This window comes from Cedecea sp. Ae19-4 (assembly GCF_059801165.1).
Genome location: NZ_JBCHWG010000001.1, coordinates 383,418 through 410,297 on the forward strand (window position 1 = coordinate 383,418; position 26,880 = coordinate 410,297).

Sequence of the window (26,880 nt, forward strand, 5' to 3'; positions counted from 1 at the left end):
TTCTCTTATCTGTCCTGGAGGCGGGCTTATTATAGGCATAAAAAAAGCGCCTGATGCAGGCGCTTGAAACAATGATGGCTGCGGGTTAGTGAACGATCGCTGCAGCAGGAACCAGAATCTCCGTGGCGATAATCACCACAATAAGACCGACGGCGACCGGCACAGAGGTACGCTTCACCACCTCGAAAGGTGAGATTTTTGCCATCCCGGCAACGGCCACTACCACGCCGGAAACTGGAGAAATGGTGCGGCCCAGGTTGGAAGCCTGCAGCATCGGAATGGTCAGGTATGCCGGGTTAATCCCGGAAGAGTGAGCCAGTTTCGGGATCATTTCGACGAAGGCATAGAACGGTGCGTTACCGGAGCCGGTGGTCATGGCCGCCAGCATGGTCAGCACCACCAGCACCAGCATCAGAATAATGCTTGCGGAACCAAACGAGGTGGCAATGGAGATCAGGCTTTGAATAAAGCCGATGGTGCTTAAGCCCTGGGCAAAAACGCCGGCGGCAACCAGCAGCATCACCACGTTGGCAAAGGCGTCTGCCATGCCGCGATAGCAAACTTCCATCCCGGAGAAGACGTGCTGCGTATTGAAGCTGCGGAAAAACTCAATCAGCGCGGCAATCAGAATACATATCACCAGGATAGTAATGATATGCAGCTGCGGGCCCCATTTGCCGTCGAAAATCAGTACCCCGACAATCGGCGTAAACGGCAGGATGGCGTAGAAAGCGGGCGCGGAAGTCTGAATTTCACTCACGTCCAGCATTTCGTGGTTGATGTGCTCTTTCTTGTCGAGATAGCGCTGCCAGAAGAAATGCGCGATGGCCATGCTGATGATGGCGGCGATGGAGATAGGAATGGTCGTTTTAAAGGCAAAGTCGACCAGCGACATTTCAGAAGCCTGAGCGGCCAGCACCACGTCTCCGGACGTTGGAGCCAGAATAATCGCCGCCGGAGAAGCGCAAATGGCTGCGGCAGCTCCGCGGCTGATACCGACATTGACCATGACCGGGAACAGCGTAGCCATTAACAGCACCCCAAGCCCGGTTGCGGAAGAGACCGCCAGCGACATCAGGCAGGCGACGAAGTAGGCGGCAATCATCAGTAAGTAAGGCGAGTTGATGAATTTCAGCGGCTTAGAGGCCAGTTTGACCACCACATCGTTGGCGCCGATATGGGTCATGTAGGCGGCAAACCCGCAGAGCATCATGATCATCATGCCAAGATCGCCGCCACGGCTCATCAGCAGGATTTTGACGTATTCAAAGATGTCCGTGGCGGTGTAGCCGGTGCTTTCCGCGCTGGCGGGCAACACTTTATGCCCCATCAACGCGCTGACGATAAGTAACAATAACCCGCCGACGAACAGCACGCCGGTGGCGGAATAGCCTTTGATGATGTAGCGGGCAACGCCCACAATCACCACGACCCCGATAATAAGTTCCAGAATGGTAAGCATGATATCCCCTGATACGCTAAGGCGCTCTTCGGCGTCCTTACGCTTGCGGCTGTAAGTGGTTTTCTCTCAGAAATTAAAATAGTGATTTTTTACAGGCGACTGTAAAGGGCTAAGAATTTGCCTCAGAACCCGTTTGGAGTTTCTGATAAGCGTCAACTTTCGTTGCAACGGATCAACTTTAGGCAAAGCTTTTGTTGGCTGCATTACATTTATCGACGTGGTCGATAAAAAATAAGGCATAAAAATTGTGCGAGTTTTGGCGGTATAACCGACGATCGGTTATGTAAAAACAATGATTGTTTTGCCTGATTGTTAACGAATGGCTTTTTCGTAAACCAGTTAAAAAAAACTTTAAAACGCGACAGGCTGCCGCCTATACTGCCGATCTCTTTTATGTCGGGGTTTTTATGCTGCACACCTCCCTCTGGTCGACAAGCCGCTGGCGCTTTATCAGGAAGCATCTTTTGATGCTGCTGTTGGCGTTGGGCTGGTTTTTTGTCAACAGTCAGGTGGCGATAGCGTCCTACGATTGCCCGGTTGATATGACCGCTGGCCCCATGGTAGCCCCGCATGCCGACACCATGCAGATGCCTGACAAGGCGATGCAGGCGAAACTCAGTAACCCGCTGTGTGAAAAACACTGCGTGCCTGACGTAATGCAAAAAGACAACGGGCACAGCTCGCTGGTGGCGTTACCGGTTGCAGATACCCTTGCGCTGGTTGAGCCTCAGTGTTCAACGGTCGTTGAATCCGCCCCTTATGTTACCCCTCCCGCAACAGGACCTCCGGCAACCATTCGTTTTTGCCGCTTTAGAGAATAACTCCAGCACCGTCAATGTTTTGGGGCTTTGCCCATTCCCTTTTTGACTGTGTTTTGGAGATAAATCATGTTTAACGCTATTCGTTCTGCTGCGGCCGGTGCGCTGCTTGTTGTTGCCGCTTTCCCTGCTTTTTCCGCTGAAACTTCCCACGATATGTCCTCTATGAAGGGGATGTCTGACATGCCTGGCATGACGATGTCTTCTGATGCGACTTCGGCGATCAAGGTCTACAAAACCGAAGGCGTGGTGAAGACCATCACCGCCGATAGCGTGTCTATTGCCCATCATCCCGTCGCCGAGCTTGGCTGGCCAGCCATGACGATGACGTTCACTTTGCCGAAAGACGGTTCGCTGCCGGCGTTTAAGGTGGGGGAGAAGATTGCCTTCTCTTTCACCCAGCATGCGGCCGGGTATCAGCTGGCTTCCGCAACCCCGCTTAACTAACCGAGGTTGCTATGAAACAACACACCCTGAGCCTCTGGCTTGGTGGAGTGCTGTTGGCTACGTCTGTCTCCGCCGCTCAGGCGGCGGAGCTCAGCCTGCAACAGACTCTGCTGGCCGCCGAGCACTATTCTGCGGCGCTATCCGCCAACCGTAATCAGAGCGATGCGCTGAACGCCATGGCTGACTCTGCTCGGCAATTGCCCGATCCAAAGCTGAAGTTTGGTATCGAAAACGTGCCGGTGGGGGGAAGTAATAACCATCGCTTTAGCCGTGACGGCATGACCATGCAGCGTATCGGCATCATGCAGGACTACGTCAGCGAAGATAAACGCGACCGTAAAGCGGACACTATTCTGGCGCAGTCGGCCAGTAGCCAGGCCAAAGCGGAGGTGATTCGCGCCAACCTTCAGCGCGATACCGCGCAGGCGTGGCTGGATCTTGCTTTATCTGAGCGAGTGCTGACGGCTGCCCGTAAGCTGGTGAGCGAAACCGAGCGGCAGATTGGCGTCCAGAAAGCCACCGTGGCCAGCGGCAGCTCGCCCGCTTCCGGCGTGGTAGATATTCGTATGACGCTGCTCTCCATGCAGGACAAAGTCACGCTTGCCGAGCGGGATGTCACCCTGGCGCAGACCCGGCTTCTGCAACTGACCGGGCAGACGGTCGATAGCGTGGTGGGGACATTGCCCCGCTACCAGCGGTTACCGGCCGATCCGGCAGTGCTTGAAGAAGGCGTGATGCAGCATCCGGAGGTGATTGAAGCCGCCCGTGAAGCCGACGTTGCTCGTGCGAAATCAGCCCAGTCCGCCGTAGCCGCTAAACCTGATGTTGGGATTGAGGTGTATTACGGACGCCGCGCTGAAGGTTATGACGATATGGCGGGCGTGATGTTCACCGTCGATCTGCCTCTGTTTAAGCCTCAGCGGCAGGATAAAGATTACTCTGCCGACGTTTCCCGTGCGATGGAAGCGAACGATCAACTGGCACTGGCTCGTCGGGAGCGTGTTGCGCTGGTTCACTCGCTGGTGGCTAATTACCAGGCTGCGCAAAGCGTCTGGCAGCGGCAGCAGGATCAGGCTTTACCGCTTCAGCGCCAACGCCTGTCTCTGCTGGCGTCGCAGTACCGCGCCGGACAATCCTCTCTGACTGAGCTGCTGGCCGCTCGCCGGGATCTTCTGGACACCGAGCTGACCGCCAGCAGTGCGGAAAAAGCCGTGGCCACCAACTGGGCGGCGATCCGCTACCTTACGCCTCAGGATGTTAACCAATGAAAAAATCACTCACTTTTTCCCTGTTGGCAGGGGCGGTTGTTGCCGCGCTGGCCGCGGGATATTACGCCGGGAAGCAGCCAACCTTTCACCAACATGCCGAAGCTCAGCCCCAGCAGGAAAGCGGCCGCAAAGTGCTGTATTGGTACGATCCTATGGTGCCCGGTCAGCGGTTCGACAAGCCGGGGAAATCGCCGTTTATGGATATGGCGCTGGTCCCGCGCTATGCCGATGAAGTGGCCAACGATGGCGGCGTGACGGTCAGCAACCGCCAGCAGCAAAACCTGGGCATTAAGACTGCCGCCGTTGAGCGCAAGGCTCTGAGCGTGCCGTTCGCCGCTTTTGCCACCGTAACGCTGGACGAACGCAGCGTACAAATCATCCCGGCCAGCGCTAACGGTATTGTGGAAACGCTGTATGTCAAAGCCCCTCAGCAGTACGTGAAAGCCGGGGAACCGTTGGCGCAGCTGTGGTTCCCGGAATGGACCGCCGCACAGCAGGAGTTTCTGGCGGTGCGCAAGCTGGGAGACAGCGCTTTAACCGCGGCGGCCAGAGAACGGCTGCAGCTGCAGTTTATGCCCACGGAAGTGATTCGCCAGGTTGAGCGCAGCGGCAAGCCACAAACCCGCGTTACCATTCGCGCAAAGCTTGCCGGGTATGTAAATAAACTGGAGGCGCGGGAAGGGCAGCAGGTGACCGCGAATGCCCCGCTGTTCGAAGTGGCAAGCCTTGATTCCGTCTGGATTGTGGTGGATTACCCGCAGTCTCAGGCTCAGGCATTGCAGCCGGGAAGCGAGATTGTGGCGACCGCCGACAGCTGGCCTGGAGAGGTATTCCACGGGCGAGTAAGCGAACTGCTGCCGAACCTCGAAACCACCACCCGCACGCTGAAGGCGCGCATTGTGCTGGATAATCCGCAAATGAAGCTCAAGCCCGGCATGTACCTCAGTGTGCATCTGGCAAATCAGCAGCCCCGCGCCGCGGTTCTGGCCGTGCCGGAGGAGTCGCTGATTGAAACCGGAAGCCAAAGCCGGGTGCTGGTTGCCGAAGACGGCGGCCATTTCCGCCCGGTGAACGTGGTGCCGGGCATCAGCGACAAGGGCTGGGTGGAGATTCGTTCCGGGTTGAATGAGGGCGAGAAAGTGGTCACTTCCGGCCAGTTCCTTATCGACTCAGAGGCGAGCCTGCGCAGCGCGTTGCCTGAAACAGACGCTCAGCCAAAAGCGCCGCCTGCAGCAAAGACCTACGACGGCGAAGGCGTGGTCAAAGCGGTGAGCGCGGACGCTATTACTATTGCCCATCATCCTATCCCCGCGCTGAACTGGGGCGCTATGGTGATGCCTTTCGCGCTGACATCGCCGACCAGCCTGAAACCGGGTGATGCAGTCATGTTCAGCTTTACAATGGACGATGAAAAAGGGGCCGTTATTACTCACCTGATGCCGATGGCGGGGGCGCACAAATGATTGCCGCCGTTATTCGCTGGTCGCTTAAAAATCGTCTGCTGGTGGTGCTGGCCGCCATCATTATGGCGGCGTGGGGGCTTTGGTCGCTGCAGAGAGCGCCGCTGGATGCATTGCCGGATCTCTCCGACGTGCAGGTGATTGTGCGGGTCAGCTACCCGGGCAAAGCGCCACAAATCGTGGAGGATCAGGTCACCTATCCGCTGACCACCACCATGCTGTCCGTTCCGGGAGCCAAAACGGTGCGTGGCTTCTCCATGTTTGGCGATTCTTATGTCTACATTCTGTTCGACGATGGGACCGATCCTTACTGGGCTCGCTCCAGGGTACTTGAATACCTGAGCCAGGTGCAGTCTCAGCTGCCGCCGGAGGCTAAAGCCTCGCTGGGGCCAGATGCTACCGGGGTTGGCTGGGTATACGAATATGCGTTGGTGGACAGAACCGGCAAGCACAGCCTGGCGGATCTGCGAGCTCTTCAGGACTGGACGCTGACGTTTGAGTTGAAAACTGTGCCCAACGTCTCTGAGGTGGCAAGCGTCGGCGGCATGGTGCGTCAGTATCAGATTGTGCTCGATCCGGAGCGCATGAAGGCGCTGAATGTTACCCATGAGCAGATCATTAACGCGGTGAAAAGCGCCAACCAGGAAGGCGGCGGTTCGGTGATCGAGATGGGCGAAGCCGAGTATATGGTGCGGACCTCTGGCTATCTCAAAAATCTGGATGACTTCAAGCAGGTGGTTATCACCAGCCGGGACGGCGTGCCGGTGCTGCTTTCCGATGTCGCTTCCGTGAGGCTTGGGCCTGAAATTCGTCGGGGCGTGGCGGAGTTTAACGGTGAAGGCGAAGTCGCGGGCGGTATTATCGTGATGCGCTACGGCAAAAACGCCCTTGAAACGATTAACGCGGTAAAAGCAAAGCTGGCTCAGCTGCAGAAGAGTTTGCCCGCCGGCGTTGAAATTGTGCCGGTGTACGACCGCTCGCACCTGATTGAAAGCGCGATTGAAACGCTCTCCCACAAGCTGCTGGAAGAGTTTATCGTGGTCGCCATTATTTGTTCGCTGTTCCTGTTCCACTTCCGCTCTGCGCTGGTGGCGATTATTACTTTGCCGCTGGGGATTTTAGGGGCGTTTATCGTCATGCATTACCAGGGCGTGAACGCCAATATCATGTCGCTGGGCGGGATAGCAATTGCCATTGGCGCGATGGTCGACGCGGCGATAGTAATGATTGAAAACATGCACAAAGTGCTTGAGCAGTGGCGGCACGATCATCCGGGAGAGCAGCCGCGCAGCGAAGATTACTGGCAAATTTCCCAGCAGGCGGCGGTAGAAGTGGGGCCGGCATTATTTTGCAGCCTGCTGATTATTACCCTGTCGTTTATCCCGGTGTTCTCTCTTGAAGCGCAGGAGGGAAGGATGTTTTCGCCGCTGGCCTTCACCAAGACTTATTCTATGGCGGTGGCGGCGGGGCTGGGAATTACGCTAGTACCGGTGCTGATGGGCTGGTTTATTCGCGGCAAGATCCCCGATGAAAAGGCCAACCCGATTAACCGCTGGCTGATTGCGGCCTACGAGCCTGTACTGGAAAAGGTGCTCGACAGGCCGAAAACCACGCTTGCGGTAGCCGGTGTGTTGCTGGTCGCCACGCTTTGGCCGCTGAGCAAACTGGGCAGCGAATTTATGCCGCCGCTGGATGAGGGGGATTTACTGTATATGCCTTCCACGTTGCCAGGTATTTCGGCGCGTGAGGCAGGACGATTGCTGCAGCAGACCGATCGGCTGATCAAAACGGTGCCGGAAGTTGAAACCGTTTTTGGCAAAGCGGGACGCGCCGAAACGGCCACCGACCCTGCGCCGCTAACAATGATTGAAACCACCATTCGCTTTAAGCCACGCGACCAGTGGCGGCCGGGAATGACGATGGACAAGCTGGTGAATGAGCTGGACAGCGTGGTGAAGGTGCCGGGCATTGCCAACGTGTGGGTGCCGCCTATTCGTAACCGACTGGACATGCTGGCCACCGGGATTAAAAGTCCGGTAGGGATAAAGGTGAACGGCAATAATATTGCCGCCATTGAGTCGGTTGCCGAGCAGATTGAACATGTGGTCAAGCAGGTGCCGGGTGTGACGTCCGCGTTGGCTGAGCGCCTGGGCGGCGGGCGCTATGTGGACATTGACATCGACAGGCGTAAAGCGGCGCGCTATGGCGTTTCGGTTAAAGAACTGCAGTCGCTGGTTGCCACGGTTATCGGGGGGGAAAACATGGGTGAAACTATCGAAGGGCGTGAGCGTTTCCCAATAAATGTGCGCTACCCGCGTGAACTGCGCGATAACCTGCAGAAACTGCGTGATTTACCGGTTATTACCTCCAACGGCAGCCAGGTGGCGCTTTCTGAGCTGGCAAATATTGCGATTACAGAAGGGCCGCCGATGCTGAAAAGCGAAAATGCGCGTCTTTCAAACTGGATCTATGTCGATCTGCGTGGCCGTGATTTGAAGTCCGCCGTGGAGGATATGCAGCGTGCGGTGGCCGAGCAGGTGAAATTGCCTGAAGGCGTTTCTCTTTCATGGTCAGGGCAGTTTGAATACCTGGAACGTGCGACGGCGAAATTAAAAGTTGTTCTGCCTTTTACCTTGTTAATCATATTTGTACTGTTATATGTCACCTTCTCGCGAGTGAAGGATGCGCTATTAATTATGGGGACTTTACCGTTCTCGCTAATTGGCGGCGTGTGGCTGCTTTACCTGTTGGGATATAACCTGTCGGTGGCCGGAGCCGTAGGCTTTATTGCCCTGGCGGGAGTTGCCGCTGAATTTGGCGTGATCATGGTACTTTATTTAAACCAGGCACTGACTAAGCATCAAAAAGCCGATGAGGTACAGGATGACGGTATGCTGCGGCGCGCCATTCACGAGGGGGCTGTCCTGCGCGTCAGGCCAAAGGTGATGACGGTGGCCACTATTATGGCAGGTTTACTGCCGATTATGTGGGGCAACGGGACTGGATCGGAAGTGATGCGACGTATTGTCGCCCCGATGATTGGGGGGATGGTGACGGCGCCATTGCTGTCGATGCTGGTTATCCCTGCGGTATATATGCTGATTAAAAAACGGAAATAAGTGTTGTTCGCCGGAGCGGATATAGTTATGCGCTCCGGCTTGCAATTTTATTCAACGTTGTCTGACATCTGTTTGGGAATTCAGCGTATTGACAACAGGCAGTGGACAATTTTCTTTACAAGTCATGTGCTGATTTAGCCTTCATTGAGATATAATTCAGTAAGGTACCTGTCGAATTTTAATATGGTAATAAAGACGTGACTTACGCAAATAAACTGTTCTCAATTTTGATTTTTGTTTGCACGCTTGGGTTGAGCGCTTCTGCTGCTGCGGAAGGCGGCTTTTTCAGCAATGCATGGGAAACTTTCTCGGGCCAGGTGTCTGAAACCTGGAGTGAGCCAGAACACTACGATCTTTACGTGCCGGCGATTACCTGGCACGCCCGCTTTGCCTATGACAAAGAAAAAACGGATCGCTACAACGAGCGGCCGTGGGGTGCAGGTTTTGGCCAGTCCCGCTGGGATGAAAATGGTAACTGGAACGGCATCTATTTGATGGCGTTCAAGGACTCCTTCAATAAGTGGGAGCCAATCGGCGGCTATGGTTGGGAGAAAACCTGGCGCCCGCTGAGCGATGATAATTTCCATTTAGGGTTGGGGTACACCGTCGGGGTTACTGCTCGCGACAACTGGAAATACATCCCAATCCCGGTAGTGCTGCCGCTGGCGTCTATTGGCTACGGCCCGGCAACCTTCCAGATGACCTACATTCCAGGCACCTATAACAACGGTAACGTCTACTTCGCGTGGATGCGTTTCCAGTTCTGATTTTGTCGGCCTGAAGCCGGTGAAAATTGAGGGTTTTTATACCCCTTAAAAAACAAGGTGTAATGCGCAAGCTAGTAAAAAGTTAGCGACTTTTATCACTTTTTAGCAATTCTGGACTGGACAAAAGCCACCACAATTGTTGTACTGATGCCCGACACAGCATTTGTGTCGTTTTTTCATGTAAAGGTAATTTTGATGTCTAAGATTAAAGGTAACGTTAAGTGGTTTAATGAATCCAAAGGCTTCGGCTTCATTACTCCGGAAGATGGCAGCAAAGACGTGTTCGTACACTTCTCTGCAATCCAGAGCAATGGTTTCAAAACCCTGGCTGAAGGCCAGCGCGTTGAGTTTGAAATCACTAACGGTGCCAAAGGCCCTTCTGCTGCAAACGTAATGCCTATCTAAGTCATTACCAGTAGAATATAAAAACCCGCCAAGGCGGGTTTTTTTTTGCCTGTGATTTTAGGCAAACAGATAGGTTTTCAAAAACAGCCCAACGATAACGACGCTTATCAGCACGCTCGCCCAGCCGGTTATTTGCTCTTTCATTGCCCGCTCCGCCAAAGATATGACTGGGATAGTGGCAGAGAAAAATTAAGCTAACATTAACGCTTCAGGGCTTATTGGGTCACGAAGAGAGAAACCAGCCAAAATGCGAGCGCGGTCATGATAAACGAGCCGGCCAGGTTGAGCAGGACGTTCATGCTGGCCCACATCAATCGCCCATCCTGCAGCAGCAAAACCACTTCCGCAGAAAACGTCGAAAACGTGGTCAGGCCGCCGCAGAAACCGGTGGTTATCAGCAACTTCCACATCGGATCGACGTTGCTGAAGCGGCTGAACAGCGCCAGCCCAAGGCCGATGATAAACGCCCCGGTCAGGTTAGCGATTAGCGTCCCGATGGGGATCCCCATATGCAGGGGATTGAACTTCATACTAAGAAACCAGCGTGCTACGCTGCCCATCCCGCCGCCGATAAAGACGGCGAATAGCATCTGAATCACGGTTAATCCTTATTAAACATCAACAATGGGAAAAGTGTAGCGTTCAGGTCGGGAGATTTATACCCAATGTGCTGTAATTAATCCTTTGAACGGCGAGGCGAATATGAAGGTGGCGGTCGGGCAGTTTGTGGTGGGGCCAGTCTGGCAGGAAAATGCGACGACCTGTGTCAGTCTTATGGCGCAAGCGGCGGCCAAAGAGGCCGATTTGTTAGTCTTACCCGAAGCGGTGCTAGCCCGGAGTGATACTGACCCGGATATGTCAGTCAAGTCCGCGCAGAAGCTGGATGACGGCTATGTACAACAGCTGCGGGCTGAAAGCCGGAAGAACGAGATGACAACGGTGCTAACGCTGCATGTCCCTACCCGTGATGGACGGGCGGCAAACACTTTGCTGGCCATTCGTGGCGGTGAGATTGTGGCGAGCTACCAGAAGGTTCATCTGTATGACGCTTTCAGCGTGCAGGAATCTAAGCAGGTGGATGCCGGAGCAAGCCTGGCCCCCTTGATTAAGGTTGCCGGCATGAACGTCGGGCTGATGACCTGCTACGATCTTCGTTTTCCTGACATGGCGTTGAGCCTGGCGCTTAGCGGAGCAGAAGTGCTGGTTTTGCCTGCAGCGTGGCTAAAAGGGCCGCATAAAGAGGCTCACTGGGCGACACTGCTCGCCGCTCGCGCGCTGGATTCAACCTGCTACATGGTTGCTTCCGGGGAGTGCGGCAATAAAAATATCGGCCAGAGCCGAATCATTGACCCGCTGGGCGTGACCGTCGCGGCAGCAGCCGAGGTGCCTGCGCTGATTTTTGCCGAGATGACAGCAGAGCGAGTGCTGGACGTAAGGCAAATGCTGCCGGTGCTGCGTAACCGCCGGTTTGCGCCACCGCAAATGTTATGATGTTTTTTTAATCAAATCTTGATTCACCTTGTTACAGATTGCTATTGTGTCGCGCGGACAAATGTCCGTTAATGCAATCAGGTCTTTTATTCGCCGTTGCCACGGCACGCATCACAAAAGAAGGTAGGTATGGGAGAGATTAGTATTACTAAGCTGCTGGTTGTCGGCGCGCTGATCGTATTGCTGTTTGGTACCAAGAAGCTGCGCACGCTGGGCGGCGATCTCGGTTCTGCCATCAAAGGCTTTAAGAAAGCGATGGCTGAAGACGACAATGGCAAAAAGCCCGATACCGAAGCTGAAGCCGCTGCAGAGCAACGCCTCGTTCATAAAGACTGAACGACGACGGCAAAATAAAAAAACCGGCTCAGAATGGCCGGTTTTTTTATGAATGTCAGTTTATAAGTAACAAGATGTAACCAGTCTTACTTCACTTCCATCCCTTTTGCCTGCAGGTCCGCATGGTAAGAGGAGCGAACAAACGGGCCACAGGCGGCGTGGGTGAAGCCCATTGCCAGCGCTTCGGCTTTCATCTCTTCAAACTCATCCGGGCTAACGTAACGCTGTACCGGCAAGTGGTGACGACTTGGCTGGAGATACTGGCCCAGCGTCAGCATGGTTACGCCGTGACGACGCAGGTCGCGCATCACTTCGATGATCTCTTCGTTCGTTTCACCCAGGCCCACCATCAGGCCGGACTTGGTTGGAATATTCGGATGAGCTTCTTTAAAGCGCTCAAGCAGCTTCAGAGACCAGTTGTAGTCAGCACCTGGGCGGACGTTGCGGTAGACGCGCGGTACGTTTTCCAGGTTGTGGTTGAACACGTCCGGCGGCGTTGCGGTCAGAATATCCAGCGCACGGTCCATACGCCCACGGAAGTCAGGCACCAGCGTCTCGATTTTGATGGTCGGGTTCTTTTCGCGAATAGCGCGGATGCAGTCAGCAAAGTGCTGGGCACCGCCGTCGCGAAGATCGTCCCGGTCAACGGAGGTAATTACGACGTAACGCAGACCCATATCGGCGATGGTCTGTGCCAGTTTTTCAGGCTCGTTAGCATCTGGCGCAACAGGGCGACCGTGTGCGACGTCGCAGAATGGGCAGCGGCGGGTACAAATGGCGCCCAAAATCATGAAGGTCGCGGTGCCGTGGTTAAAACATTCAGCGAGGTTAGGGCAGGAAGCTTCTTCGCAAACGGAGTGCAGACCATTTTTGCGCATCGCCGCTTTAATGCCCTGGATACGGGTTGAGTCAGACGGGAGTTTGATTTTCATCCATTCTGGTTTTCTCAACAGCTCCTGGCGCTCTGTCGCCACGTTTTTAACCGGGATCAGAGCCATTTTATCGGCGTCGCGGTATTTAACGCCGCGTTCCATCACAATGGGTTTGCTCATAGGGTGCGTGTTCCAGTTGCGGATAATGAAGTCAGGCTAATTCAAGCTAAGTTAGGATCTATCAACTATTTTTGAATTAATGGCCGGAAGTATATCATCACGGCCAGGGAGAATCAGTATACCCCAACGTGAAATGGAGAAAGAATTGTAAATGGGTTGTTGTTTTGTGCTAAATACGAGGTTAACGGGCATGGTGTTCACCTCTGAAACGTCCGGCAAGAGGTGAAAACCACTGAGGATCAAGCGAACTCGGTGTGAATGGCTTTGATTATCTCCTGCAGAACCGTGTCCCGGATGCTTAGCTTGTTAAAATGCATGCTGGTTTCCATTGTTTTATCAGCAAACAGATCGCAGTCAACGGCTCGCAGGTTCCAGGTCTCTTTGAACATTTCGTACAGCCGCCAGGGCATGAAGCCCAGCAAATCGCTGCTGCCAAGTAATGAAGACAGGGTGACATAGTTGTAGCTGCTAAACGCTATCTGCCTGTTGGGCAGCCGCTCGCTGATCTCCTGGCGTAGGTCGCGCAGCAAATCATCCTGCATGATCAGGAAGGTGTGCTCCATATTTTGCAGATCTTCGCGAGTGAGCCGCTGTTCAAGACAGGGATGACCTTCCCGGCAGACCACGGCGATACTTTCCTGATACAGCGGCACGCTGGTGATGGTTCGTGCATAGTGGCGACTGGTGTCAATAATCAAATCGGTTTGAAACTGGCTGAGCTGGGACTCACCATCGTTAATGGGCACATTGCGAATAAGCAGATTTGGATTGACCTTGCGGATCGCCGAATAGACTTTAGGGATAACTAAAGCCCCAATAGACGGCTGGGTGGCAATGGTGATGGTGCGCTGCTGGTCATTGCTGTTGTTGAAATCCAACGCGCCGAGAATGGATTCCAGGCCCTGGCTGATATATTCGTGCAGGTGTGCCGCATACGCCGTCGGCGTGACGCCCTGGCCTTTGCGAATGAATAAAGGATCGGGAAAAATATAGCGCAACTTTTGGATAGACTGGCTGATAGCCGAGGGCGTGAGATTTAGCACTCTGGCTGCATTGACGATGCCTTTATGAATGTAGACAGCTTCAAAAATGGTCAGCAAGTTTAAATCTATGTTGCGTAATGTCTTGAATACGGGATAGTTGTTTTCACCATCGCGATCCACGATTTTTTTCTCAGACAGTGGGTTTTGCCCCATGTCAGGTCTCCGCTAAAAAATAAAGAATATTATATTTATAGATACAAATAGACCGTTTGGGGGAATTAGCATAGTTATTTTGCCAACCCAAGCACGAATGAGAAAAATTAAGCCTCAGAAGCTATTCCCAGCTGTCATATTATTTAAATAATGGCGTTGCTGAATTATCCAATTAGTGATTATAACCGATGGGTGAAAAAGTGATAAAAAGACAATATCAGGCCTGCGGGAGGCAGGCCTGACGTTTACTCCACTTCGCGGTATTCGTATGGCGGATGGTTTAGCAGTGAGATAAAGTTTTCTACCAGCCGGGGCTGGATATCCGCTACGGTGATGCCTTCTGCAAAATGGCTGACCTGGGTCATCTCCAGCCCGGCGTAGCCGCAGGGGTTAATCCGCAGAAAAGGGGATAAATCCATGTTGATGTTTAACGCCAGACCGTGGAAGGAACATCCCCTCCGAATACGAAGCCCCAGAGAGCAAATTTTGCGTCCGTCGACATACACGCCCGGCGCGTCGGCGCGGGGGTAAGCCTCAATATCATATTCTGCCAGCGTGTTCACCACGGTCTGTTCCAGCATGGTGACCAGTTCCCGTACGCCCAGCTTGCGTCGTTTTAAGTTCAGCAGGAAATACATAACCTGCTGGCCAGGGCCGTGAAAGGTCACCTGGCCGCCGCGATCGCTTTGCACAACGGGAATATCGCCCGGCATCAGGACGTGCTCGGCTTTACCGGCCTGGCCCTGGGTGAAAACCTGAGGATGCTCAACCAGCCAGATCTCGTCGGCCGTCGTCTCATCACGGGTGTCGGTAAAGTCATGCATTGCCTGCGAGACAGGTTCATAAGGCTGCAGGCCAAGGGTGCGGATCAGGATAGTGTCTTGAGACAAAACAACGTCTCCGGGAGAAAAGGGTGGCGGGAAGTATATCACAGCTAAAACCCGGCCTGAGCCGGGTTATCAGATTACAGCACCATACGAACGATTTCGATGTTGCCTAATTCTTCATACAGGGTTTCAACCTGCTCAATGTGGGTGGCATTGATGGTAATAGAAACTGAGTGGTAGTTCCCTTTGCTGCTCGGTTTAACCTGCGGCGTGTAGTCACCAGGGGCGTGGCGCTGCACCACCTCAACGACCAGATCAACCAGCTCCGGTTTCGCCAGGCCCATTACTTTGTAAGTAAAAGAGGTGGGGAATTCGAGCAGTTCGTTCAGTTTGGTTTTCATGGTAGCTCCAGCGTTACGGCAATAAAAATAATAACTCCCGCCGGCGGGCGGGAGTTGCTTTGATGCTAAGTATATGGGGTCAGGTTCGACACTTTCAAGTGTTCAATAATTAACCGAACCAGTGGTGGAACATCAGCTTGATGTAATCAATGATTCGGCTGAAGAAATTCCCTTCCGGCATCTCCTGCAGCACAACTAACGGACGCTGCTCGATGGTTTTACCGTCCAACTGGAAGTTGATGGTGCCCACAACCTGGTTTTTCTGCAGCGGGGCATGCAGTTCAGTGGTGGTCAGCACGTAGCTGGCTTTCAGATCTTTCATGCGGCCGCGAGGAATGGTCAGGTAAACGTCTTTATCCACGCCGAGAGAAACACGGTCGTTATCGCCAAACCAGGCTGGCTCAGAAGCAAACTCTTTGCCGGCTTTCAGCGGAGAAACCGTTTCAAAGAAGCGGAAGCCCCAGGTCAGCAGCTTTTTGCTTTCTGTTTCACGGCCTTTGTAAGTGTGCCCGCCAAGAACCGCGGAGATCAGGCGCATCTGGCCTTCGGTAGCGGAAGCCACGAGGTTATAGCCTGCGGCATCGGTGTGGCCGGTTTTAATGCCGTCAACGTTGAGGCTGGTATCCCACAGCAGGCCGTTACGGTTGGTCTGACGAATGTTGTTGAAGGTGAACTCTTTTTCTTTGTAGATAGCGTATTCGTTCGGCACATCGCGGATCAGCGCCTGGCCGATCAGCGCCATATCACGCGCGGAGCTGTACTGACCTTCAGCGTCCAGGCCGTGCACGGTCTGGAAGTGGGTGTTTTTCAGGCCCAGGGCAGAAACGTAGCCGTTCATCAGGCTTACGAAAGCATCCTGGCTGCCGGCGACGAAGTCGGCCATCGCCACACAGGCGTCGTTACCTGACTGCAGGTTAATACCGCGAACCAGTTTGTTGACCGGTACCTGCATACCCGGCTGCAGGAACATCAGCGAGGAGCCTTTAAACACCGGGTTACCGGTGGCCCAGGCATCTTTGCCGATGGTGACCATCGCATTGTCGTCGAATTTACCGGCTTTCATCGCCTGGCCAATGACATAGCTGGTCATCATCTTGGTGAGGCTGGCCGGGTCGCGGCGTGCGTCAGCATTTGATTCGGCCAGCACTTTGCCTGAGTTGTAGTCAATCAGGATATACGCTTCTGCATCAATCTGCGGGACGCCCGGGATCATAGTTTTAATGTTGAGGTCGTCAGCTTGAGCAGAGGCCATAGTCGCAAGAGCGAAAGCCGAGGTGAGCGCCAGGCGCTTAACAAAACGTGCAGAAGGAGCTGTATTCATGATGGAACTACGACGTCCGTGATGGAATTAAAAAAAGTGCCTTACTATAGCAAAAGCATTTTTGACTGGCATCTGACTTTGCGCGTGAGTTTGTTAATGGTCTTTACACAAATTTACGGGCAAGAAACAGGCCAGTCATAGCTTTACATAGCGGGAGCGTTGGTCACAAATGACTGCTGTTGCGCTTCCGACATCAGGCGCTGCTGCAGGGCGGTGGCTTCAGCGCGGCTGCTGAACGGGCCAAGCTGAACGCGATACACGGTGCCGTTATGAGACACTGCGCCCGGCACGCCAAACTGCTGGCTTAACTTTTGCTGCCACTGGCTGGCGCGTGCGCCGTCGCTCACGGCACCGACCTGAACAACGTAACGGCCGCTGCTGGCGGGTACGCTTGCTGTAGCTACACTGCGCTGAACGTGACCTTGAGTTGAACCAGGTGCGGTGACTGGCGCAGAAACGGCAGGCGCTGGCTGCTCAACGATCGGCGCTGGCTGTGGGGCTACTGGCGGAGTAGGCGCCACGGCTGGTGCTGCTGTTGCTGCGACAGGTTGCTGCGTCCCGGGGGCTGCTGCAGCCGTGGCCGGAGCATCAGGTGTTTCTATCACGCCTGCCGCAAGTGGCGTAGGAGCACCGAGAAAACCGCTGCTCTGAACAGGTGCGCCGGTGGTATCTGCGCTTTGCAGCGTCGAGTTGCTGATGGCGCGCACATCGCCCTGTGGTGCCGCTGGCTGAGCAGGGGAGGAGGCGCTTCCCATGCCGCCGCTAAGATCCGGACGGGCCGGCAGCGCATAGGTCTGTTTGGCGATAGTCGTACAGGCCGTACCTGGACCGGACATGGTGCCATCCTGTGCAACGATAATAGGGTCGATACGGACTTTAGTATTGTTTGAGGTGTTCAGCCTGTCTGCTGCCGCGCGAGACAGCGAGATCACCCGATCGTTGCCGTAAGGGCCGCGATCGTTGATGCGAACCACAATCATGCGGCCATTCGCGAGGTTAGTGATTCGCGCATAGCTTGGAATAGGCAGCGTTGGGTGTGCTGCGGTCAGCGCATTAGGATCGAACGCTTCGCCAGAGGCGGTCAGGTTGCTGCCCGGTTCGGCGTCGTAGATAGCCGCGAAGCCTGCCTGGCTGAAGTTTGCCGGATTCTGAACAATTTTGTAGCTTTTGCCGTTGTTCTGGTAATCCTGGTTAACTGACGTATTCAGCGGCTCGTAACGTGGCTCGGCGCCGCTGATTTCCACGACTGGACCGTTGCACACGGCCGGCTGTGGCGCCTGATTAACCGGCTGCTGACTCTCATCATTTGACGAACATGCTGCCAGTAACGCTGCTGCGATGCAGACGCCAGCCCACCGTTTTTGCTTACCCATTGCGCACCTCATCCAGTTACACGCTTTTTGATAACATTTTTCTGTGAGTATGTATCGACATGACGATACCAAACCCGGCCATCAGCACGATTAGCGCCGACCCCCCGTAGCTGACGAGCGGCAGCGGTACGCCGACCACCGGTAAGATACCACTAACCATGCCAATATTTACAAATACATAGACGAACAGGATCAGCATCAGCCCGCCGGCCATTACGCGGCCAAAGGTGGTCTGTGCCCGAGCGGCAATAAACAGGCCGCGCATGATCAGCAGTAGATAGAGCGCCAGCAGCACCAGAATGCCGACTAAGCCTAGCTCTTCCGCAAGCACCGCGAAGATAAAGTCCGTATGACGTTCGGGCAAGAACTCTAGCTGCGACTGCGTGCCATGCAGCCAGCCCTTGCCGCGCAGGCCCCCGGAGCCGATGGCGATTTTGGACTGAATTATATGATAGCCCGCGCCGAGCGGATCGCTTTCTGGATCTAACAGCATCATCACGCGCGCGCGCTGGTAGTCATGCATCAGGAAGAACCACAGGATCGGCACGAAGGCGGCTACCAGCAGAACGGCAACCAGAATAAGTCGCCAGCTCATGCCGGAAAGGAACAGCACAAACAGGCCCGATGCGGCGACCAGAATGGAGGTGCCCAGGTCCGGCTGGGCGGCGACCAGCAGGGTCGGCATGAAGATCAGGACGAGCGCAATGCCGGTGTTTTTCAGCGTGGGCGGGCAAACGTCGCGGTTAATAAAGCGGGCAACCATTAGCGGAACGGCAATCTTGGCGATTTCCGAAGGCTGGAAACGCACGAAGCCCAGATCGAGCCAGCGCTGGGCCCCTTTTGAAATGGCCCCGAAGGCATCAACCGCCACCAACAGAATAATACAGAAGATATAGAGATAGGGCGCCCAGCCTTCGTAGACGCGAGGCGGAATTTGCGCCATGACGACCATGATCACCAGCCCCATCAGGATCTGGCCGATTTTACGCTCCATCATGCCCATATCCTGGCCGCTGGCGCTCCATACCACCAGGGCGCTGAACACCAGCAGCGCGAGGATGGTCACCAGGAAGGTCGGGTCGAGGTGAACCTTATCCCAAATTGTTTTTTTATTAGGATTGTCAGTCATGCTTATTGATCCTCTGCGGCCGAGGCGGCCGGTGCTTCCGACGGCAGTACCGTGTTGTTATCCCCTAACATGACGTGGTCGAGGATCTGACGCATGATGCTCCCGACGGCCGGGCCTGCGCCGCCGTTCTCCAGAATCATGGTCACGGCGTACTGTGGGTTGTCATACGGCGCAAATGCTGTCATCAGCTTGTGGTCACGTAGGCGTTCGGCAATTTTATGCGCGTTATACGTTTCGTTGGCTTTCAGGCCAAAGACCTGCGCAGTACCTGATTTTGCTGCCACTTTATAAGGCGCATTCGCGAAGTATTTATGCGCAGTACCGTTAGGCCTGTTGGCTACGCCATACATCCCGTCTTTGGCAATTTCCCAATAGCCCGAGTGGATGTCGCCCACCGGCGCTTCAGTCGGCTGCTGCCAGGGAACCTGTTTACCGTTTTCGGTGGTGCTCATCAGCAGGTGCGGAACGCGAACGATGCCGTCGTTGATCAGGATCATCATCGCCTTGCTCATCTGGATTGGCGTGGCCGTCCAGTAACCCTGGCCGATACCGACCGGAATGGTGTCACCCTGATACCACGGTTTTTTAAAGCGCTTCAGCTTCCACTCGCGCGTCGGCATGTTGCCCGCGCGCTCTTCTGAAAGGTCGATGCCCGTCAGGTGACCGTAGCCAAACTTACTCATCCATTCGCCAATGCGGTCGATCCCCATGTCATAGGCGACCTGGTAGAAGAAGGTATCCGCCGATTCTTCCAGGGATTTTGTGACGTTCAGGCGGCCGTGGCCCCATTTTTTCCAGTCGCGGTAGCGTTTTTCCGAGCCGGGCAGTTGCCACCAGCCGGGGTCAAACAGCGAGGTGTTGCGGGTGATCACTCCGGCGCTCAATGCAGAAACTGCCATATAAGGCTTCACGGTAGAGGCCGGTGGATACACACCCTGAGTCGCACGGTTAATTAACGGCGTGTTCGGGTCGTTTAGCAGGCCAGAGTAGTCTTTGCTGGAGATACCGTCGACGAACAGGTTCGGGTTATAGCTTGGCATAGAAACCAGCGCCAGAATGCCGCCCGTACGCGGATCGGTAACGACCACCGCAGCACGACTCCCTGCGAGCAGGGTTTCGATGTAGGTTTGCAGCTTCAGATCGAGGGTCAGATAAATGTCATGCCCGGCCTGAGGCGGCACTTCTTTAAGCTGGCGGATGACGCGGCCACGGTTGTTAACCTCAACCTCTTCGTAGCCCGTTTGCCCGTGCAGGACATCTTCGTAATAGCGCTCGATACCGAGCTTGCCGATGTCGTGGGTCGAGGCGTAGTTGGCCAGCTTGCCTTCTTTATCCAGGCGCTCAACGTCTTTGTCGTTGATTTTAGAAACATAGCCAATGACGTGGGTTAGCGCGGAGCCATAAGGATAGAAGCGGCGTTTGTAGCCTTTCACTTCCACACCCGGGAAGCGGTACTGGTTTACGGCAAAGCGGGCAACCTGAACTTCCGTCAGGTTAGTTTTGACCGCAATGGAGGTGAAGCGGTGCGAGCGGGCACGCTCTTTCTTGAAATTCGCGATGTCGTCATCGGTCAGGTCAACCACCGGGCGCAGCGCCTCCAGCGTATCCTGAACGTTATCGACTTTCTCCGGCATCATCTCGATTTGATAGATGGTGCGGTTTAGCGCCAGCGGGGTGCCGTTACGATCGTAAATAATGCCGCGGCTGGGCGGGATGGGCACCAGCTTGATGCGGTTTTCATTGGATCGCGTCTGATAGTCGTTAAAGCGAACGATTTGCAGATTATAAAGGTTGGCGATCAGCACGCCGGTAAGCAGCAAAATGCCGATAAAAGCGACCAGCGCCCGGCGCACAAAGAGCGCAGACTCAGCAGTATAGTCGCGAAAAGAATTCTGTAATTTCATTCGCTGCTTAGTATTACCCGCTCAGGTTTACTCACGATGGTAAGGGTGGTTGGTGGTAATGCTCCACGCCCGATAGAGACTTTCCGCCACCAGCACTCTGACCAGCGGATGAGGCATGGTTAGCGTGGAGAGCGACCAGCTTTGCTCGGCAGCGGCCTTACAGGCTGGTGCTAATCCTTCGGGGCCACCGATTAACAGGCTGACATCGCGGCCATCCTGCTTCCAGCGCTCGAGCTGCGTGGCAAGCTGGGGGGTATCCCACGGTTGACCGGGAATATCCAGCGTCACGATTCGATTACCTTTGCCCGCGGCGGCCAGCATCATTTCACCCTCTTTTTCGAGGATACGTTTGATATCGGCATTTTTGCCGCGTTTTCCAGCCGGAATTTCTACCAGCTCAAAAGGCATATCTTTCGGGAAGCGACGCAGGTACTCGGTAAAGCCTGTCTGCACCCAGTCAGGCATTTTGGTTCCAACGGCCACCAGTTGCAGCTTCACCCGTTAGCTCCAGAGTTTTTCCAGTTCGTACAGCTGGCGGCTCTCTTCCTGCATGACGTGAACGATAATTTCGCCCAGATCGACAACAACCCAGTCGGAAGCGTTGATGCCTTTCACGCCCATCGGCGACAGGCCAACTTCGCGGGAGGACTGCACAACGTGTTCAGCAATTGACATGACGTGGCGGTTAGATGTCCCGGTGCAGATAACCATGCAATCGGTGATGCTGGATTTGCCTTTAACATCGATTGCGATGATGTCCTGGGCTTTGAGGTCGTCGATTTTATCGACAATGAAATCCTGAAGTGCTTTACCCTGCAAGTGTTCCCCCTGAGAGAATGAGAGTGTTTGGTTTAGCCCGTAATAACCCTGGACCAGCAGGGCAGGCGGCTTTGGCTGAAAAATTGGCCGACCAGCGCGAATCGCGGGCTATCATCCCATTGCGCGCCGGAGTTTGCATTGCCATTTTTGTAAAACTATTTCAGAAAAGCCGGATTACGGGCAGGAAATTATGGCAGCGGAGCATAACAGCCTGAGAAGTGGTGTCAATGGCTGGCTTTCCCGGTGAATCATAATAGCGTAATCCAGTGCGCTTCACTGTTCTCCTCCCGTAATTTAGACGAGCCCCAACGCTTAGCGATAAAGCCCGTGCTGGAGAATAAAAGCCAGTACATCAGGCGGGAGCAGATCGTCGCAGGGCTGATTGCTCTCAAGCCGATGGCGAATGGTGGTTGCGGAGATATCGTAGAGCGGGGTTGGGGCTAGAAAGACTTTCCCGGCGGGCTGCTGGTGCAGCGTTACGACTGAATCAGTGACGTTTTGCGCGAGCCACGTTTGCTGTTCGGGCGTTTCCATGGTTAGCGGATAGCCGGGCCGCTGGGTGACCAACAGGTGGCACAGCGTGAGCAGCGTTTCCCAGCGGTGCCAGCGGTGCAGGCTGAGCAATGAGTCCTGGCCAATAATAAAGGCCAGCGGCTGTTTTGGCCCCAGCTCGGCGCGAATCTGCTCCAGCGTTTCCACGGTCCATGAAGGTGTCGACCGGCTCAGCTCCCGGTCATCCAGCGTGAAAAGCGGGTTGCCTGCTATTGCTAGCTCAATCATCTCTTTGCGCTGGGCGCTGCTCGCTTCCGGCTGTGGGCGATGCGGCGGCACATTATTGGGCATGATGGTGACGCTTTTCAGCTTCACCAGCCTGGCAAGGGCTTCAACGGATTTCAGATGACCGTAGTGGATAGGATCAAAGGTGCCGCCATACAGCGCCAGAAGAGATGAATCAGGCATCAATAAAGATTTCCGGTAAGGCTTTATGGCAGATCAGCAGAGAAAGGCCTTCGAGTTCGTCCCAGACTGACTGCCCGTAGTCCTGCTTCAGCGTCAGTTCGATACGCGTCAGTAAACGAACGGCCTGATAAAGCTGTTCCGGAGAAACGCGATTGAGCGCTTCAGTAACCAACTGGCGACGGTTTTGCCACACGCGTTGCTGATCGAACAGCGTCCGTAAGGGCGTAGTTGCCGACTGACGTTTGAGATTGACCAGTTGCAGCAGTTCCCGCTGCAGGGTTCGCAGCAGAATGACCGGCTCGCTGGCTTCCAGACGAAGCTGCTGCAATATATGCAGTGCTCGTTTGCTCTTTCCGGCAAGCAGCGCATCTACCCAGTGAAAAGGCGTGAAATGGGCGGCATCGTTTACGGCTTGCTCAACGCGCGGTAGCGTCAATTTACCGTCTGTCCAGATGAGCGATAGCCTCTCTAATGCCTGAGAAAGCGCCAGCAAATTGCCCTCATAGCAGTAGCAGAGCAGCTGATTAGCAGCCTCGTCCAGCGTCAGATTCATCTGTTTTGCGCGCTGAGATACCCAGCGGGGCAGATTGGCCTGTTCTGGCGTCTGGCAGGTCACCAGCACGGAGCGGTTTGCCAGTTGGGTAAACCAGGCGGCATTTTCCTGCGCTTTGGTCAGTTTGTTGCCGCGAACCAGGAGCAAAATATCGTCGTGGAGCAGGCTCACCAGCGTTTCTAGCTGAGCGTTAATGGCGGCATTTGGGCCGTTTTCCGGCAGCAATAAGAGCAGCGTCTGGCGGCTGGCAAACAGACTGAGCGCCTGGCAAATAGCAAACAGAGCCTGCCAGTCAGTGGAGGCATCTATCTGAACGGCGTGATGTTCTTCAAAGCCGTTTTGCTGGGCGTGTTTGCGCACCGCATCCTGGCTTTCCTGTAATAAGAGAGGATCGTTACCTAACAGCAGATACGCCGCGCGCAGCCCTTCATTGAGCTGCGCGTGGAGTTGTTCCGGATACACTCGGATCATTTGCTACCAGAGGTTGCCGGCAGAGTGGTGGACACCCGGCCTGCAGCTACGGCTGGTTTCTCTGCGCTAACGGGCTTTACTTCGTCTTTCGTTGCTGCAAGATCGGCCGCGTGTACTGCCATCAGTTTACGGATCAGCTGTTGGGCAACGTTGGTGTACATCTCTTTGATAATCAAATCCTGCTCGGCGTCTTTTGCCAGGGCAGTCAGTGGGTTATCAAAGAACGAACGGTAGGTCTTCGCGCTGATCGGATAAATGTCGTGCCCTGGGATCAGGACCTGAGCATTAACAACCATCACCATCTGGTATTCCGCGGTCTGGCCGTTCTGGAATACTGAAGCGGTGTCCTGGCTAAGACCGTAGGCGCCCACGCGCAGGGACGGAATATCCTTACGCACGCCAGTGCCGGTATCGTCAACAATCGTGACGCCGTTTAAGCGCAACTGTTTACGAATTTCACGCGTTAGCGGACCGTTAGGATCGCCAGAGTTGAGGATCAGCGTCTTCATCTCTGAAGGGACCTGCGTGTTGCCACGCAGGTGAAAACCACATCCAGCGGTGACCAGCACCGCCAGGGTTACTAACAGGGTGATAAAGGGATGTCGCACGCTTCCTCCTGCGCTTAGCCCACAACCAGGTTGAGCAGTTTACCCGGAACGTAAATCACTTTACGTACGGTTACACCCTCAAGATATTTCGCGACCAGATGTTCCTGACCGGCGCGCTCGCGCACTTGTTCTTCAGTGGCATCGGCAGGCACGGTGACTTTACCGCGTACTTTACCGTTAACCTGAACGACCACCAGGCGAGAGTCTTCGACCATTGCCTTTTCGTCAGCCTGCGGCCACGGTGCGTTATCCACATCACCTTCACCGCCCAGCGACTGCCACATATCGAAACAAACGTGCGGGGTGAACGGATACAGCATACGTACAACGGCCAGCAGCGCTTCGTTCAGCAACGCACGATCCTGTTCGCCGTCCTGCGGTGCTTTTGCCAGTTTGTTCATCAGCTCCATGATGGCAGCGATGGCGGTGTTGAAGGTCTGACGGCGGCCGATATCGTCGGTCACTTTAGCAATGGTTTTATGCACATCGCGACGCAGGGCTTTTTGATCTTCGCCCAGGGCAGCAATGTCCAGCGCTGGCGCAGCACCACGGTTGGTGTGTTCGTAGACCAGTTTCCAGACGCGTTTCAGGAAGCGGTTGGCGCCTTCAACGCCGGATTCTTGCCACTCAAGCGTCATGTCTGCAGGTGAAGCAAACATCATAAACAGACGCACGGTATCCGCGCCGTAGCGTTCAACCATGACCTGTGGGTCGATGCCGTTGTTTTTCGACTTCGACATTTTGCTCATGCCAGCATAGACCAGTTCACGGCCTTCTGCGTCACGGGCTTTGACAATGCGGCCTTTATCATCGCGCTCAACGATAGCGTCGACTGGGGAAACCCAGTTACGCTCGCCGTTAACGCCGGTGTAATAGAAGGCGTCCGCCAGCACCATGCCCTGGCAAAGCAGCTGTTTGGCTGGTTCGTTGGACGTCACCATGCCCGCATCGCGCATCAGCTTGTGGAAGAAGCGGAAGTAAAGCAGGTGCATGATGGCGTGTTCAATCCCGCCGATGTAGATATCCACCGGCAGCCAGTAGTTAGCAGCTTTGGAATCCAGCATGCCTTTGTCGTACTGAGGGCAGGTGTAGCGCGCGTAGTACCAGGAGGACTCCATAAAGGTGTCGAAGGTGTCGGTTTCACGCAGCGCAGGCATGCCGTTGACGGTGGTTTTCGCCCACTCAGGATCGGCTTTAATCGGACTGGTGATACCGTCCATGACCACATCTTCCGGCAGAATAACCGGCAGCTGATCTTCCGGGGTTGGCATCACTGTGCCGTCTTCCAGGGTGACCATTGGGATGGGGGCGCCCCAGTAACGCTGACGGGAAACGCCCCAGTCGCGCAGACGGAAGTTCACTTTACGCTCGCCCACGCCTTTAGCGGCCAGCTTGTCGGCAATGGCGTTAAACGCCTGCTGGAAGTCCAGACCGTCGAACTCGCCAGAGTTAAACAGCGCGCCTTTTTCGGTCATTGCGGAGGCGGAAAGATCCGGCTCGCTGCCGTCGGCATTCAGAATTACCGGCTTGATTGGCAGGCTGTATTTTGTGGCGAATTCCCAGTCACGCTGATCGTGGCCTGGAACGGCCATCACGGCACCTGTGCCATATTCCATCAGCACGAAGTTGGCCACCCAAACCGGAACGCTTTCGCCGGTCAGCGGATGAATGGCGTTAATGCCGGTGGCGACGCCTTTCTTCTCCATGGTCGCCATGTCGGCTTCGGCCACTTTGGTGTTACGGCATTCTTCAATGAATTCGGTAAGGGTAGGGTTATTGACTGCAGCCTGCTGCGCCAGAGGGTGACCGGCGGCAACGGCCAGATAAGTCACACCCATAAAGGTATCAGGGCGAGTTGTGTAAACGGTCAGCTTCTCGGCGCTGTTTTGTACGTCGAAGGTGATTTCCACGCCTTCGGAACGGCCAATCCAGTTGCGCTGCATGGTTTTAACCTGATCCGGCCAGTGATCCAGGGTATCCAGGTCGTTCAGCAGTTCGTCGGCGTAGGCGGTGATTTTGATGAACCACTGCGGGATCTCTTTGCGCTCAACTTTGGTGTCGCAGCGCCAGCAGCAGCCGTCGATAACCTGCTCATTCGCCAGCACGGTCTGATCGTTCGGGCACCAGTTAACCGCGGAGGTTTTTTTGTAAACCAGACCTTTGTTGTACAGCTGAGTGAAGAACTGTTGTTCCCAGCGATAGTATTCAGGCGTACAGGTAGCCAGTTCACGGCTCCAGTCGTAACCGAAGCCCAGCGTTTTCAGCTGGTTCTTCATGTAATTGATGTTGTCGTAGGTCCACGGGGCTGGCGCGGTGTTGTTTTTTACCGCGGCGCCTTCAGCCGGCAGGCCGAAGGCATCCCAGCCGATCGGCTGCAGGACGTTTTTACCCAGCATACGCTGGTAGCGTGCGATAACGTCGCCGATGGTGTAGTTACGGACATGGCCCATATGTAGTCGGCCGGAAGGATAGGGCAACATGGAGAGGCAGTAGTATTTCTCTTTGCCTTCGTCTTCGGTCACTTCAAAAGTACGGTTCTCTTGCCAGTGTTGCTGGACATTGGATTCTATCTCTTCCGGGCGGTATTGCTCTTGCATGGCAGCCAGTAGTCCTGTGTATGAAAGACGGCTACGAAACGTAGCCTTTAATGAATTCGAGTTTAGATCGCCATAGCATAGCCGATTCGACAGCGG

Annotated in this window: 25 protein-coding genes; 9 read left to right on the top strand and 16 right to left on the bottom strand. The window is 54.8% G+C overall.

Annotated features, from left to right (window positions below):
• Window positions 1-85: 85 nt before the first annotated feature.
• On the bottom strand, window positions 86-1,462 hold the full coding sequence (gene dcuC, locus AAIE02_RS01755) for an anaerobic C4-dicarboxylate transporter DcuC (protein WP_008456010.1): 1,377 nt from the start codon (window positions 1,460-1,462) through the stop codon (window positions 86-88).
• A gap of 407 nt (window positions 1,463-1,869) precedes the next feature.
• On the opposite strand from dcuC, the gene AAIE02_RS01760 reads away from it, so the two are divergent.
• The 7 genes from AAIE02_RS01760 to cspE all read left to right on the top strand — a co-directional run bounded on the left by AAIE02_RS01760 (window position 1,870) and on the right by cspE (window position 9,746).
• Window positions 1,870-2,283, top strand: coding sequence for a DUF2946 domain-containing protein (locus tag AAIE02_RS01760; protein ID WP_498531877.1), 414 nt, complete (start codon window positions 1,870-1,872; stop codon window positions 2,281-2,283).
• Between the two features lie 66 nt (window positions 2,284-2,349).
• Window positions 2,350-2,727, top strand: coding sequence for a copper-binding protein (locus AAIE02_RS01765; protein ID WP_166994523.1), 378 nt, complete (start codon window positions 2,350-2,352; stop codon window positions 2,725-2,727).
• 11 nt (window positions 2,728-2,738) lie between these two features.
• On the top strand, window positions 2,739-3,995 hold the full coding sequence (locus AAIE02_RS01770) for a TolC family protein (protein WP_008456017.1): 1,257 nt from the start codon (window positions 2,739-2,741) through the stop codon (window positions 3,993-3,995).
• Window positions 3,992-5,458 carry an efflux RND transporter periplasmic adaptor subunit gene (locus tag AAIE02_RS01775; protein WP_336982220.1) on the top strand — a complete coding sequence of 489 codons (1,467 nt, stop codon included), beginning with the start codon at window positions 3,992-3,994 and terminating at the stop codon, window positions 5,456-5,458. Before AAIE02_RS01770 ends, AAIE02_RS01775 begins: the two co-directional genes overlap by 4 nt.
• Window positions 5,455-8,574, top strand: a complete 3,120-nt coding sequence (locus AAIE02_RS01780; protein ID WP_498531878.1) for an efflux RND transporter permease subunit — start codon at window positions 5,455-5,457, stop codon at window positions 8,572-8,574. Before AAIE02_RS01775 ends, AAIE02_RS01780 begins: the two co-directional genes overlap by 4 nt.
• Window positions 8,575-8,771: 197 nt before the next feature.
• The gene (gene pagP, locus AAIE02_RS01785) at window positions 8,772-9,341 is read left to right on the top strand and encodes a lipid IV(A) palmitoyltransferase PagP (protein WP_166994526.1); all 570 of its coding nucleotides are present in this window, start codon (window positions 8,772-8,774) and stop codon (window positions 9,339-9,341) included.
• A gap of 195 nt (window positions 9,342-9,536) precedes the next feature.
• Complete coding sequence (gene cspE, locus AAIE02_RS01790; RefSeq protein WP_004100146.1) at window positions 9,537-9,746, top strand: transcription antiterminator/RNA stability regulator CspE; 210 nt, start codon at window positions 9,537-9,539, stop codon at window positions 9,744-9,746.
• A 215-nt stretch (window positions 9,747-9,961) separates the two neighbouring features.
• Here the strand turns inward: cspE and crcB are convergent, their stop codons facing one another.
• The gene (crcB, locus tag AAIE02_RS01795) at window positions 9,962-10,345 is read right to left on the bottom strand and encodes a fluoride efflux transporter CrcB (protein ID WP_166875870.1); all 384 of its coding nucleotides are present in this window, start codon (window positions 10,343-10,345) and stop codon (window positions 9,962-9,964) included.
• A 103-nt stretch (window positions 10,346-10,448) separates the two neighbouring features.
• Here crcB and AAIE02_RS01800 point away from each other — a divergent pair, with 103 nt between their 5' ends.
• Both AAIE02_RS01800 and tatE read left to right on the top strand, forming a co-directional pair.
• Entirely contained in the window at window positions 10,449-11,237 is a 789-nt protein-coding gene (locus AAIE02_RS01800; RefSeq protein WP_008456033.1) for a deaminated glutathione amidase, read from the top strand.
• A gap of 129 nt (window positions 11,238-11,366) precedes the next feature.
• Window positions 11,367-11,573 (top strand): twin-arginine translocase subunit TatE, encoded by a 207-nt coding sequence (gene tatE / locus AAIE02_RS01805; protein WP_498531879.1) that lies wholly within the window; start codon window positions 11,367-11,369, stop codon window positions 11,571-11,573.
• Window positions 11,574-11,659: 86 nt separating this feature from the next.
• On the opposite strand, the gene lipA is transcribed toward tatE, so the two are convergent.
• From lipA to leuS, 14 genes are all read right to left on the bottom strand, one after another.
• A complete protein-coding gene (gene lipA, locus AAIE02_RS01810; protein WP_008456035.1) occupies window positions 11,660-12,625 on the bottom strand; it encodes a lipoyl synthase in 966 nt (321 codons plus the stop codon).
• A 239-nt stretch (window positions 12,626-12,864) separates the two neighbouring features.
• Window positions 12,865-13,821 (bottom strand): YbeF family transcriptional regulator, encoded by a 957-nt coding sequence (locus AAIE02_RS01815; protein ID WP_008456036.1) that lies wholly within the window; start codon window positions 13,819-13,821, stop codon window positions 12,865-12,867.
• 245 nt (window positions 13,822-14,066) lie between these two features.
• A complete protein-coding gene (gene lipB, locus AAIE02_RS01820; RefSeq protein ID WP_008456039.1) occupies window positions 14,067-14,711 on the bottom strand; it encodes a lipoyl(octanoyl) transferase LipB in 645 nt (214 codons plus the stop codon).
• Window positions 14,712-14,785: 74 nt separating this feature from the next.
• The gene (gene ybeD, locus AAIE02_RS01825) at window positions 14,786-15,049 is read right to left on the bottom strand and encodes a DUF493 family protein YbeD (protein WP_008456041.1); all 264 of its coding nucleotides are present in this window, start codon (window positions 15,047-15,049) and stop codon (window positions 14,786-14,788) included.
• Window positions 15,050-15,158: 109 nt separating this feature from the next.
• On the bottom strand, window positions 15,159-16,370 hold the full coding sequence (dacA, locus tag AAIE02_RS01830) for a D-alanyl-D-alanine carboxypeptidase DacA (RefSeq protein WP_008456045.1): 1,212 nt from the start codon (window positions 16,368-16,370) through the stop codon (window positions 15,159-15,161).
• A 143-nt stretch (window positions 16,371-16,513) separates the two neighbouring features.
• Entirely contained in the window at window positions 16,514-17,743 is a 1,230-nt protein-coding gene (gene rlpA / locus AAIE02_RS01835) for an endolytic peptidoglycan transglycosylase RlpA (protein ID WP_498531880.1), read from the bottom strand.
• A 16-nt stretch (window positions 17,744-17,759) separates the two neighbouring features.
• Window positions 17,760-18,872: a peptidoglycan glycosyltransferase MrdB gene (gene mrdB / locus AAIE02_RS01840; protein WP_008456051.1), complete on the bottom strand. Its 1,113-nt coding sequence runs from the start codon at window positions 18,870-18,872 to the stop codon at window positions 17,760-17,762.
• A 2-nt stretch (window positions 18,873-18,874) separates the two neighbouring features.
• Window positions 18,875-20,776: a peptidoglycan DD-transpeptidase MrdA gene (gene mrdA, locus AAIE02_RS01845; protein WP_008456052.1), complete on the bottom strand. Its 1,902-nt coding sequence runs from the start codon at window positions 20,774-20,776 to the stop codon at window positions 18,875-18,877.
• 27 nt (window positions 20,777-20,803) lie between these two features.
• Window positions 20,804-21,274: a 23S rRNA (pseudouridine(1915)-N(3))-methyltransferase RlmH gene (gene rlmH / locus AAIE02_RS01850; protein ID WP_008456055.1), complete on the bottom strand. Its 471-nt coding sequence runs from the start codon at window positions 21,272-21,274 to the stop codon at window positions 20,804-20,806.
• Window positions 21,275-21,277: 3 nt separating this feature from the next.
• Window positions 21,278-21,595, bottom strand: coding sequence for a ribosome silencing factor (gene rsfS / locus AAIE02_RS01855; protein WP_008456058.1), 318 nt, complete (start codon window positions 21,593-21,595; stop codon window positions 21,278-21,280).
• 312 nt (window positions 21,596-21,907) lie between these two features.
• On the bottom strand, window positions 21,908-22,555 hold the full coding sequence (gene nadD, locus AAIE02_RS01860; RefSeq protein WP_008456059.1) for a nicotinate-nucleotide adenylyltransferase: 648 nt from the start codon (window positions 22,553-22,555) through the stop codon (window positions 21,908-21,910).
• A complete protein-coding gene (gene holA, locus AAIE02_RS01865) occupies window positions 22,548-23,579 on the bottom strand; it encodes a DNA polymerase III subunit delta (RefSeq protein ID WP_498531881.1) in 1,032 nt (343 codons plus the stop codon). The genes nadD and holA overlap by 8 nt, the downstream gene beginning before the upstream one ends.
• A complete protein-coding gene (gene lptE / locus AAIE02_RS01870) occupies window positions 23,576-24,187 on the bottom strand; it encodes an LPS assembly lipoprotein LptE (protein WP_336982224.1) in 612 nt (203 codons plus the stop codon). The genes holA and lptE overlap by 4 nt, the downstream gene beginning before the upstream one ends.
• A 14-nt stretch (window positions 24,188-24,201) precedes the next feature.
• Entirely contained in the window at window positions 24,202-26,784 is a 2,583-nt protein-coding gene (leuS, locus tag AAIE02_RS01875; RefSeq protein ID WP_336708414.1) for a leucine--tRNA ligase, read from the bottom strand.
• Window positions 26,785-26,880 lie beyond the last annotated feature (96 nt).

What these genes read in the sequence shown, in the direction of transcription:
- dcuC (WP_008456010.1), bottom strand. Translation starts at nt 1,462, where the DNA reads ATGCTTACCATTCTGGAACTTATTATCGGGGTCGTGGTGATTGTGGGC.
- AAIE02_RS01760 (WP_498531877.1), top strand. Translation starts at nt 1,870, where the DNA reads ATGCTGCACACCTCCCTCTGGTCGACAAGCCGCTGGCGCTTTATCAGG.
- AAIE02_RS01765 (WP_166994523.1), top strand. Translation starts at nt 2,350, where the DNA reads ATGTTTAACGCTATTCGTTCTGCTGCGGCCGGTGCGCTGCTTGTTGTT.
- AAIE02_RS01770 (WP_008456017.1), top strand. Translation starts at nt 2,739, where the DNA reads ATGAAACAACACACCCTGAGCCTCTGGCTTGGTGGAGTGCTGTTGGCT.
- AAIE02_RS01775 (WP_336982220.1), top strand. Translation starts at nt 3,992, where the DNA reads ATGAAAAAATCACTCACTTTTTCCCTGTTGGCAGGGGCGGTTGTTGCC.
- AAIE02_RS01780 (WP_498531878.1), top strand. Translation starts at nt 5,455, where the DNA reads ATGATTGCCGCCGTTATTCGCTGGTCGCTTAAAAATCGTCTGCTGGTG.
- cspE (WP_004100146.1), top strand. Translation starts at nt 9,537, where the DNA reads ATGTCTAAGATTAAAGGTAACGTTAAGTGGTTTAATGAATCCAAAGGC.
- AAIE02_RS01800 (WP_008456033.1), top strand. Translation starts at nt 10,449, where the DNA reads ATGAAGGTGGCGGTCGGGCAGTTTGTGGTGGGGCCAGTCTGGCAGGAA.
- tatE (WP_498531879.1), top strand. Translation starts at nt 11,367, where the DNA reads ATGGGAGAGATTAGTATTACTAAGCTGCTGGTTGTCGGCGCGCTGATC.
- lipA (WP_008456035.1), bottom strand. Translation starts at nt 12,625, where the DNA reads ATGAGCAAACCCATTGTGATGGAACGCGGCGTTAAATACCGCGACGCC.
- AAIE02_RS01815 (WP_008456036.1), bottom strand. Translation starts at nt 13,821, where the DNA reads ATGGGGCAAAACCCACTGTCTGAGAAAAAAATCGTGGATCGCGATGGT.
- ybeD (WP_008456041.1), bottom strand. Translation starts at nt 15,049, where the DNA reads ATGAAAACCAAACTGAACGAACTGCTCGAATTCCCCACCTCTTTTACT.
- dacA (WP_008456045.1), bottom strand. Translation starts at nt 16,370, where the DNA reads ATGAATACAGCTCCTTCTGCACGTTTTGTTAAGCGCCTGGCGCTCACC.
- rlpA (WP_498531880.1), bottom strand. Translation starts at nt 17,743, where the DNA reads ATGGGTAAGCAAAAACGGTGGGCTGGCGTCTGCATCGCAGCAGCGTTA.
- mrdB (WP_008456051.1), bottom strand. Translation starts at nt 18,872, where the DNA reads ATGACTGACAATCCTAATAAAAAAACAATTTGGGATAAGGTTCACCTC.
- mrdA (WP_008456052.1), bottom strand. Translation starts at nt 20,776, where the DNA reads ATGAAATTACAGAATTCTTTTCGCGACTATACTGCTGAGTCTGCGCTC.
- nadD (WP_008456059.1), bottom strand. Translation starts at nt 22,555, where the DNA reads ATGCCTGATTCATCTCTTCTGGCGCTGTATGGCGGCACCTTTGATCCT.
- holA (WP_498531881.1), bottom strand. Translation starts at nt 23,579, where the DNA reads ATGATCCGAGTGTATCCGGAACAACTCCACGCGCAGCTCAATGAAGGG.
- leuS (WP_336708414.1), bottom strand. Translation starts at nt 26,784, where the DNA reads ATGCAAGAGCAATACCGCCCGGAAGAGATAGAATCCAATGTCCAGCAA.